The sequence below is a fragment of the Tepidiforma sp. genome (genome assembly GCF_034433535.1).
Lineage (GTDB): Bacteria > Chloroflexota > Dehalococcoidia > Tepidiformales > Tepidiformaceae > Tepidiforma.
The window spans coordinates 1-9,055 of the sequence record NZ_DAOUAO010000154.1; the positions used below are offsets into that span (position 1 = coordinate 1).

A 9,055-nucleotide genomic window follows, 5' to 3' on the forward strand; every position below is an offset into this window, starting at 1 on the left:
TACTGCCCGCCCGGCTCGGTGGGCCCCGGCACACTCCCATCCGGCCGCGTCGCCGGCGCTGTGACCCGGGCCGGTGTCCCTGCCCCCGCCGGCACCGTCGAAATCGTGCTCCTCTTCGATGGCGTTCCGGGCCCCACCGTGCTCAACATCGATGGCGCCTTCCGCATCGACTTCTACGCCGGCGGCGAATCCTGCGCCAACCGCCCCGGGGCCGCGCTCGCCGTCGCCGCCGAGGGCCGCGTCTTCCCCACCGGCCACACCGTCGGCGATGGTGCCCAGCTCATCCCCGTGAGCGTTGAACTCCCCTGAACCCGGCCGTTTTCGCTGCTCGAAACTTGCTATACTCCCCGAACCGTTAGGGACAGGCGAAAATCCCGCGCCCGCCCAGCTCACCCAGAGGAGGCCCTTTCCATGAAATTCCACTGGTTCCACCTCATGCCGTGGCCGTACCTCCCGGATGACTTCCAGCAGAAGCATCGCTCCGTCTGGGTCGATGTCGACTACAGCCTCTTCGACGCCGAAAAGGCCAACGCGGTCTATCACGAATACCTCGATGAGCTCGAATTCGCCGAGAAGGTCGGCTTCGATGGCATCTGCGTCAACGAGCACCACGCCAACGCCTACGGCCTGATGCCCAGCCCGAACATCATGGCGGCCACCCTCACCCGCCGCACCAGCCGCGCCGCCATCGTTGTCATGGGCAACTCCATCGCCCTTTACAACCCGCCCCTCCGCGTCGCCGAAGAATTCGCCATGCTCGATATCCTCTCCGGCGGCCGCCTCGTTGCCGGCTTCCCTGTCGGCACCAGCATGGACACGAACTTCGCCTACGGCGTCCCCGGCGCCCAGCTCCGTGAGCGCTACTACGAAGCCCACGACCTCATCATGCAGGCCTGGCACAACAAGGGCGTCAGCCACTTCAACGGCAAATACACCCAGATTCGTTACATGAACCCCTGGCCGCGCCCCCTCCAGCAGCCCAACCCGCCCATCTGGATCCCCGGCGGCGGCTCCATCGAAACCTGGGAGTGGTGCGCCGATATGGGCTACCTCTACTCCTACCTCTCCTACTCCGGCTACAAGCGCGCTCAGGCCATCATGGACGGCTTCTGGGCACGCATGCGCGACAAGGGCATCGAGCCCAACCCCTACCACGCCGGCTTCGCCCAGGTCGTCTGCGTCGCCGAAAACGCCGCCGAGGCCAAAGAGCTCTACTGGCCCCACATCGACTACTTCTACAACCGCTGCCTCCACGTCTTCCCCGGCTTCGCAGATGCTCCCGGCTACCGCACCCTTCGCACTGTCAAGGCCGGCATCAAGTCCCAGTTCGAACAGGCCCAGCAAAACGCCAAGGCGCGGCTCTCCTGGGAGGGCCTCGTCGAACAGGGCTACGTCATCGCCGGCGGCCCCGATTACGTCATCGAAAAGCTCAACGAACTCGCCGATAACCTCCGCATTGGCCACCTCATGCTCCTCCTCCAGATGGGCTCCATGCCGCGCGACCTCGCCATCTACAACACCCAGATGTTCGCCGAGCGCGTCATGCCCCACCTCCGCGACAAGTTCAACGAGTTCGAAGATCGCTGGTACCCGAAGCCGCTCCCGCCCGAGAAGCGCGCCCGCCCCATCGAAGAGCCGGTCCGACCCCTCCGCTCCCCCCTCGCCACCCCCGTCGGCGGCGACTAACCGCAGGCCCCTGCGGGGAGGACTGCCCGCCCCGGCAGTCCTCCCCCTCTACCGCCCGCTCCACCCGGCGGGTAGGTCGTTCGCAACTATTGATACTCTATCTCAGTCGTGGTAGAGTGCTCGTGCCGAACCCCTCGGCAGTGGCGGCGCCGGCCGGTGTTCCTCCTTCCGCCGGCCGGCGCTTCAGCTCTCCGGGCCTCGCCGCGTTACTCGCTACTCCGCCCGTAGCTCCGGATACAGCTCGCTCGACGCCTTCATGAAGCGCAGCAGCATTCGCATCTCCGCTACCCGCCGGCCGCCGGCGTCATCCAGGCCCGTCTCGAACCAAAAATATTCCGTCTTGGGGCTCTGCCCCACAGCGATGACCTCGCCCGTGCAGGTGTACTCCTCACCAACGAGCGCCGGCCCGTTCACGTTCCGCACCTCGATCGCGCCAAACAGCCCCACCGCCCGGATGTTCGCCCGCACCGTGCCCACGCTCTTCGCGTACAGCATCTGCACCAGCGGCGCGATCATCACCGGCGGCCGCCCCCACGGCGACCCCTCACCCCGGTACCAGTCCATCGGCTCCGTCGTCACCTGCAGCCGCCGCTCCTGCTCCTCCAGCGGGCAGACCACCCGCACCGGCGCGAACCGCGTCCCCTTCTCGATCCCCGCCAGGATCCGCAGCTCGCCCGGCTCGAACCGGTCCAGCGGCCGCGCCAGCAGCGCCGTCGGCACCCCGGGGTCACCGACCGAGGCCGTGCCCTGCGCCACCTGCATCCCGTCCTCGCGCTCCACCCAGGCCTCGACCTGCGCGTCCCGCGCGCTTCCCTCCGGCAGCCGAAGGAAGGCCCGCACCGGCTCGCGGTCGGTCGTCGCGTTCAGGAAGTACAGCGAGAGCGTCCCCCGTTCGAACCAGCGCTGCCCGAACACCTCCCGCAGTAGCGGCGGGAACAGCTCCATGTGGATCGAGCCCGCCACCGTGCCGCCCCGGAACCCCAGCCTCGATGCCGTCGCGTCATCGTGAATCGAGCCCTTCGCATTCCGCGAGTTGTTCACCGATTGCCGCATCGGTCCCGCCAGCACGCCGTTCTCAGCCCGCAGGCCCGCAGACTCCCGGGTTGTCATCCCGGCACCTCCAGATCAGAATGCCGGGAGCCTACGCCATTCGAACGCCGTTCGCCAGTCTCACCCGCCGATGTGTGACATCTCCACCTTCGGCAGCCCCGCTGTCTCCGCCGTCCGCAGCTCCGAATACCGGTCCTCCCTGGCCCGCCACACCGCCGCAATCCGCTCCCGAAGCTCCTCATCGCTCGCCCCGCCCCGCAGCAGCCCGCGAATGTCGTGCCCCTTCGCACCGAACAGGCAGGTGAACAGCTCGCCCTCCGGCGAGAGCCGCAGCCGCGTGCAGTCCCCGCAGAATGGCTGCGAAATCGAGGTAATGACGCCGATCTCCCCGCTCCCGTCGCGATACCGCCAGCGCTGCGCCACCTCCCCCCGGTAGTTCGCCTCCGCCGGCTCCAGCGGCATCTCCCGGTCAATCATCTCGACAATCTCCCGCCCGGTGACCACGTGCTCCAGCTTCCAGCCGTTCGTCGCCCCGACGTCCATGAACTCGATGAACCGGACGATGATGCCCGTGCCTTTGAAATACCGCGCCAGGTCGACCACGGTGTGATCGTTGACCCCGCGCTTCACCACTGCATTCACCTTGATCGGCCAGAGACCCGCCTCGCCCGCCGCCGAGATCCCCTCGAGCACCGTCTCCACCCCGACCCCCACATCGTTCATCGCGCGGAACACGGCATCGTCGAGCGAATCAAGCGAAACCGTGACCCGCTGCAGACCGGCCTCAGCCAGCCGCTTCGCCTGCTGCGCGAGGAGGCTGCCGTTCGTTGTCAGCGTCAGGTCGCGCAGCCCGGGGATGACGCGCAGCCGCGCCACCAGCTCATGCAGGTCGCGCCGCACCAGCGGTTCCCCGCCCGTAATGCGAATCTTCTCGACTCCCAGCTCTACCAGCACCCGCGCGACCCGCGTGATTTCCTCGTAGGTCAGCAGCTCATCACGCTTCAGAAACGCATACCCCGGCCCAAACACCTCCCGCGGCATGCAATACACACAGCGGAAGTTGCACCGGTCCGTGACCGAAATCCGCAGGTCCCGAAGCGGTCGCCCCAGCCGGTCCGAAAGCGTCACGACCCCAAGCTTACGCGATTCGCCGCCGCACTGCCCGCGCCAGCATAGCGCCCGCGATCAGCCCGCCTGGCCGCTGCCCTCGGCCACCGCGCCCTCGCCGTACCGGAGCAGCGCCTCGTCGTACTTCTTAATGCGCTCCGCCAGCTCGTCGCGCATGCTCGCCATCTTCGCCATCTTCTGGTCGATGAGCTGGATCTGGTGCAGCGTCACTTCCCGTGCCTTCCGGATCTTCTCCGCCTTCTCCGCCGCATCCGCGTCGGCCCGCCAGCCCGCCCGGATCTGCAGCCGAACATCCTCGGCATCGAGCATCTCCTTGATCTCCGCCAGCGAAAACCCCAGCAGCTCCTTCAATTGCCGAATCCGCTCGATCCGCTCGATGTCCTGCTCCGAATACAGGCGGAAGCCGCCCTCCATTCGCGTCGGCGGCGCCAGCAGCCCTTTCTCCTCGTAGTACCGCAGCGTCCGCTGCGTCAGCTGCGCACGTTCCGCGGCCTCGCCAATCTGGAAATACCGCTCCTGGCTCGTCGAATCACTCATGGCTCTTGTCCCAGTCTACCTACGTTGACGTACACGTCAAGGTTGGATGCTCATCCAGCGGTGAGCCCGGCCAGCGCCGCAATCTCATCCATCCGGCGCCGCGCAGCGTCCAGCATCCCCTCGCCGAGGTTCCCGAACGCCGGGCTCGCATGGGCATGGTACCAGTCTGTCAGCGCCCGCAGGTGAAGACGCGCCAGCGCAAGGTGCGATGCCGAACCCTCGCGGTCGCCATGGAGCGCCGCATCCCACGCAAGCACCCGTTCGGCGAGGTGCATGCCCGCCGCCACCGTCGGCGCGAACTCCTCAGTCTGTGCCAGCGCCTCACCGCCTACTCCCAGCGGCAGAGCCCGCGCCGCCGCCCCGAAGTGGTTGAGCGCATCGCGCGCACGGCCCGCCAGTGCCCGCAACCCCTCCCGCGGGGTATCCCCGTAGTCCAGCACGTCGTACCCCCGCCGTGGCTCGAGCTCGCCCCGCTCCAGCAGGAGCCGGCAGGCCGTCTCGAGCTCCCGAAACGCCGCCGCAAACGCCTCAGCTGCATCCCCAAATGCCGCGCCGCAAAAGGCACTGAGCGCTGTCTCCGGGTTGCCTCCGCCCTCCCGGGCGCACCGCGCGAACCACCAGGCGTGCCAGGTCGGGCCCCACCAGGGACGTGGAGTCACCGCCAGGTCCTGTACGCCCCGCACCCCGAGCCGACCGTAGGCCCGCAGGTCCGCCGGCACTACCTCCAGGTGCGGCGGCGCCATCCATTTGAACAGGATGCTATCGCTGTAGTACTCGAACACCCGCACCCGCTCGGGGCCCCCGAACCACGCGATCAGCCGTTCCAGCTCCTGCAGGTGCTCCCGGTTCCGCTGGCACCCCGGGTCATCGATGGCGTGGGCGTAGCACCGGGCGCGCGGCGCCCAGAGGGCATCGACATTCTCCAGCGGCCGCACTTTCCCCGGCCGAGCGAGTGTGTCGTGGTACGCCAGGTGCGCCAGCCGCGCCCCCGGGGCCATCCCCCCGAGCACCTCTGCCGCCGCATTGGCCGCCCGCAGCGCCTGGTCCGAGGGGCTCAGGCGAACGCAGCCGCCGCATTCGCACCATCCCCCGCCGCGCAGGTCATCCGCCCAGAGATGGTAGACATCCGCCCCGGCGAACCGCGCAAAGAAACGGGCAGCGTTCGCCCGCAGCTCGGCCCGCGCGCCCGCGCTCGAGGTGCACAGGTTGAACCGGCCATCCCGCCGCCCGCGCCGCAGCGGAAACCATTCGGGCTGCTCCGCGAACCGCTCCCGCGGCACCAGCGCCGAGAGGTGGTGCCCCCCGAACTCAAGGCGCAGCCCCAGCGCCCTCGCCTCCGTCCGAATCGCATCACCCTCCGCATCCCACAGTTCGAACAGCCAGCCCCGCCCGTCTGCCGCGGCCGCCTCGCGGGTCGCCGGCCGCCGGGCTCCGGGCTCGCGACCCCACCGGGACGGCGGCGTATCGTGGAAGAACAGCCCATTCAGGCCATTGCGGCTCGCAAACCGTAGCCATTCGCGCCAGTCCGCATGCAGCCCGTCGCAGCCAAGAATCAGCGTCCGCTCGGCGAATGGAGGGCGGAGTTCGTACACCCCCGGCGCAAGCCCGGGCCCCTCGGCCGTGGTCAGGGCGCCCGGACGCAGCGCCAGCACCCCGGCCCGCTCCAGCAGCCACGCCGCACCGTCGAGCAGCGCCCGCCGGTCGGAACCCTCCAACAGAATTCGCCTCGCCTCCGCCCCGACCCTGGCCGTGCCAGCTGCCAGCGACGCGTCCTCGGCGACTTCGATCACGCCCTCGCCCCCGCCGGCCAGCGCCGCCGCCTCCAGTCTCAGCAGCCCGGCCCGCAGCTCCAGCGCCGCCGCCAGGGCGGCCTCGCTCCCGTCATGCGTCACCGTCCAGCCGCGGGGGTCAATCGTGCCCGACACGTCGCCCATTCTGGCCCGCGACTCGCATCCCGGCTAGCTCGCCGCCCGTCGGGACGCCTCCTCCAGCCCGGCAATCAGCTGCCGCACGAATGCCCGCTGCGTCGGCAACAGCTCCGCAAACGCCAGCCGCAGCAACACACCGTCCGCCTGCTCCTCCGTCCCGACCATCGTGCACAGCAGCTCGCTGCTGTACACCCCGGCCGTCACCCCCACCCGAACCTGCCGTCCACCCGGGCGCGCCGGCACCCGCACCGCCATGCCCCCCAGCGAAATATCCACCACCCGCCCCCCCTGCCGGGAGTTCCCCAGCACCGACCGCACCTCGGCCCGGAGGTCGACCGGGTACCGCGGATGCCGTCGCTGCTCGAGCCGCTGCCAGGGCCCGAGCGCGCGGAAGGCAACCGCCCGCTCGTTCCGGGCGAGGTACGCGGCAGCCAGCACCAGCTTCGCCCCCTCCGCAAGCGCTACCACCGAATACCGTGCGCCCGCATCCCATTCTGCCGGCCCATCGACCACACGCACCGCCACGCCACCCTCGCGAATGGCCGCGATCTCGCCCGCCCACTGTGCCGGCGGGTCCCCCCGCCGCACCACCGTGACCGGCGTCCCCGGCCCGGGCTGCCTCTCCATCTCGAAACGGGTATCGGCCGACGCGCCCCGGACCTTTACCCTGCCCGGTGGCCGTCACACCCTTGTCATCCACCCTTCGCCGTCGATGGCGTACCATCCAGCCGTGGAGTCCCCCGTCCTCGCCCCGATGGCCCCGTCCGATATCCCCGAGGTCATCGCCGTCGAACGCGCTGCCTACACCTCCGGCTGGCCCACCACCGCCTTCGAGCGCGAGCTCACCGCCAACACGATGGCCCGCTATCTCGTCGCCCGGAGCCCGGCCGCGCAGGGCGCCATCGTCGCCTTTGGTGGCCTCTGGCTCATGGTCGACCAGGCCCATATCGTCACGGTTGCCGTTCGCCCCGAATACCGCCGTCTCGGCTTCGGGCGCCTCATCGTTCATGGCCTGGTCGAACTCGCCGCAGAGGCCGCCATGGATTCCGTCACCCTTGAGGTCCGCGTCTCCAACGAAGCGGCCCGCGCGCTCTATCGCACCTACGGCTTCTACGACGTCGGCGTCCGCAAGCGCTACTACGCCGACAACCACGAAGATGCCATCATCATGACCACCGAACGTCTCGATTCCCCGGCCTACCGGCGGCGCCTCGAACGTCTCCGCGCGGAGCTCCTCCGGCGATTCCCTGCCCGCATCGAATTCCGCCACCTCCAAAGCCCTTCCCCCACCTGAAACCCTGGAGCACGCCGATGGCCACCATCTACTACACCGCCGCCAGCGTCGACGGCTTCATCGCCGCCGATGGCCACGACCTCTCCTGGCTCCTCCAGTTCGATACCGCCGAAGCCCCCGGCTACGAAGAATTCATCGCGAGCGTCGGCGCCCTCGCCATGGGCGCCTCAACCTACCTCTGGGTCGCCGAACACCTGGCGACATCGCAGAGCGGCGAACCGCAGCCCTGGCCCTACCAGCAGCCAGCCTGGGTCTTCACCCACCGTGAACTCCCGCGAATCCCGGGCGCCGACCTCCGCTTTGTCCAGGGCGACGTCCGCCCGGTCCATGCCGAAATGGTGCGCGTGGCCGCCGGCCGCGACATCTGGATCGTTGGCGGGGGCGACCTCGCCGGCCAGTTCGCCGATCACGGCCTGCTCGATGAGCTGGTGCTAACCCTCGCTCCGGTCACGCTGGGCAGCGGAATGCCGCTCCTTCCGCGCCGCATCTCCTCGCCGCCGCTCGAACTGCGCAGCGCCCGCCAGGCCGGCCCCTTCGCCGAGCTCCGCTACCGCCTGCCGAACCCCTGACCGTTGCCTGTCACGCTGCCCTGGTTCAGCGCGCGCCGGTCAGCCCGGCCTCAGGCCGTCGCGCCCTGCTCCGAAGCCTGCCGGCCCAGCTCCTCGGCCAGCTCCCGCAACACCCGCTCTGCCCGGTCCAGCCGCGCGAGGATGCCCCACGGCCCGTGGATATTGAGCGTCATGTTCTCCGCCTGCCCGCGAACCCCCGGCAGCCGACCCCGCTTACCCGCCGCCTCGTAGTAGCGCGCCAGCTCCTCCGAACCGCTCCCGAACGTCGCCTCCAGGATCTCGACCGTCCGGTCATCCCACAGGTCATAGTCGAACGGGTTTGGCCCGCTTCCCCGCAGCCGCCCGATCCGCTCGATTTGCCGTTCGATCCGTTCCTTCGCCCGCTGGGGGTTCGCCACACGCGTCATGTTCGCGAGTTTACCCCCCTCCAGCACACCCGCAACCGCTCAGGCCGCCGCAGCACCGCCCTCGAGCGCGTAGGCGATCTCCCCCAGCCGCAGCAGGGCCGCCAGCACCTCCCCGTCCCCGGGCCCCACCACCCCGGCGGCACCTTCCAGAAACTCCCGCAGCTTTCGCTCGCCGGTCTCCTCATAGAACAGCCCCGGCTTTACCACCCCGAGGCTCCCGCTGCAGACGACCGTCCCGGCCGCGTCCCGGCAGGCCAGCGCCAGCACCACCTGGTCGATGCCGCGCGGCCGCCGCATCCCCGCCATCTTCTCCCGCGCCCACGCCGCGATCTCCCCCGCCAGAGCGCCAGCCTCTGCCCGCCCGCCCAGGGCCCACCGCCCCTCTGAGACGCCGACCCCCTCGCGGATCATCCGCGCCACGTCCCGTTGCACCCTGCGCCGTCGAAATCGCGCCAG

10 protein-coding genes and 1 pseudogene are annotated in these 9,055 nt (G+C 69.6%); 4 read left to right on the forward strand and 7 right to left on the reverse strand.

The window, feature by feature from the left end:
- Positions 1-309 (forward strand): annotated as a pseudogene (locus VAE46_RS08415) (hypothetical protein); the annotation flags it as partial.
- Between the two features lie 102 nt (positions 310-411).
- Positions 412-1,686, forward strand: a complete 1,275-nt coding sequence (locus VAE46_RS08420; RefSeq protein ID WP_322796484.1) for an LLM class flavin-dependent oxidoreductase — start codon at positions 412-414, stop codon at positions 1,684-1,686.
- 213 nt (positions 1,687-1,899) lie between these two features.
- Here VAE46_RS08420 and VAE46_RS08425 read toward each other — a convergent pair whose 3' ends face one another.
- From VAE46_RS08425 to VAE46_RS08445, 5 genes are all read right to left on the reverse strand, one after another.
- Entirely contained in the window at positions 1,900-2,796 is an 897-nt protein-coding gene (locus VAE46_RS08425; protein ID WP_322796485.1) for a hypothetical protein, read from the reverse strand.
- 60 nt (positions 2,797-2,856) lie between these two features.
- On the reverse strand, positions 2,857-3,864 hold the full coding sequence (gene moaA, locus VAE46_RS08430) for a GTP 3',8-cyclase MoaA (protein ID WP_322796486.1): 1,008 nt from the start codon (positions 3,862-3,864) through the stop codon (positions 2,857-2,859).
- A gap of 57 nt (positions 3,865-3,921) precedes the next feature.
- Entirely contained in the window at positions 3,922-4,401 is a 480-nt protein-coding gene (locus tag VAE46_RS08435; protein WP_322796487.1) for a MerR family transcriptional regulator, read from the reverse strand.
- Positions 4,402-4,451: 50 nt separating this feature from the next.
- Positions 4,452-5,888 (reverse strand): DUF4838 domain-containing protein, encoded by a 1,437-nt coding sequence (locus tag VAE46_RS08440; RefSeq protein WP_416223957.1) that lies wholly within the window; start codon positions 5,886-5,888, stop codon positions 4,452-4,454.
- A 471-nt stretch (positions 5,889-6,359) separates the two neighbouring features.
- Positions 6,360-6,956: a PilZ domain-containing protein gene (locus VAE46_RS08445; RefSeq protein WP_322796489.1), complete on the reverse strand. Its 597-nt coding sequence runs from the start codon at positions 6,954-6,956 to the stop codon at positions 6,360-6,362.
- 103 nt (positions 6,957-7,059) lie between these two features.
- Between VAE46_RS08445 and rimI the strand changes: the two genes are divergently transcribed.
- Together rimI and VAE46_RS08455 are read left to right on the forward strand one after the other, a co-directional pair.
- Entirely contained in the window at positions 7,060-7,623 is a 564-nt protein-coding gene (gene rimI, locus VAE46_RS08450) for a ribosomal protein S18-alanine N-acetyltransferase (RefSeq protein ID WP_322796490.1), read from the forward strand.
- 17 nt (positions 7,624-7,640) lie between these two features.
- Positions 7,641-8,192 carry a dihydrofolate reductase family protein gene (locus VAE46_RS08455; protein WP_322796491.1) on the forward strand — a complete coding sequence of 184 codons (552 nt, stop codon included), beginning with the start codon at positions 7,641-7,643 and terminating at the stop codon, positions 8,190-8,192.
- 50 nt (positions 8,193-8,242) lie between these two features.
- Here the strand turns inward: VAE46_RS08455 and VAE46_RS08460 are convergent, their stop codons facing one another.
- Both VAE46_RS08460 and VAE46_RS08465 read right to left on the reverse strand, forming a co-directional pair.
- Entirely contained in the window at positions 8,243-8,599 is a 357-nt protein-coding gene (locus VAE46_RS08460) for a hypothetical protein (protein ID WP_322796492.1), read from the reverse strand.
- Positions 8,600-8,638: 39 nt separating this feature from the next.
- On the reverse strand, positions 8,639-9,055 hold a 417-nt coding region (locus VAE46_RS08465; RefSeq protein WP_322796493.1), incomplete at its 5' end, for a hypothetical protein.

Bases quoted from the DNA above. Each gene is read 5' to 3' on its own strand.
- VAE46_RS08420 (WP_322796484.1), top strand. From the start codon at position 412: ATGAAATTCCACTGGTTCCACCTCATGCCGTGGCCGTACCTCCCGGAT.
- VAE46_RS08435 (WP_322796487.1), bottom strand. From the start codon at position 4,401: ATGAGTGATTCGACGAGCCAGGAGCGGTATTTCCAGATTGGCGAGGCC.
- VAE46_RS08460 (WP_322796492.1), bottom strand. From the start codon at position 8,599: ATGACGCGTGTGGCGAACCCCCAGCGGGCGAAGGAACGGATCGAACGG.
- VAE46_RS08425 (WP_322796485.1), bottom strand. From the start codon at position 2,796: ATGACAACCCGGGAGTCTGCGGGCCTGCGGGCTGAGAACGGCGTGCTG.
- VAE46_RS08455 (WP_322796491.1), top strand. From the start codon at position 7,641: ATGGCCACCATCTACTACACCGCCGCCAGCGTCGACGGCTTCATCGCC.
- VAE46_RS08445 (WP_322796489.1), bottom strand. From the start codon at position 6,956: ATGGAGAGGCAGCCCGGGCCGGGGACGCCGGTCACGGTGGTGCGGCGG.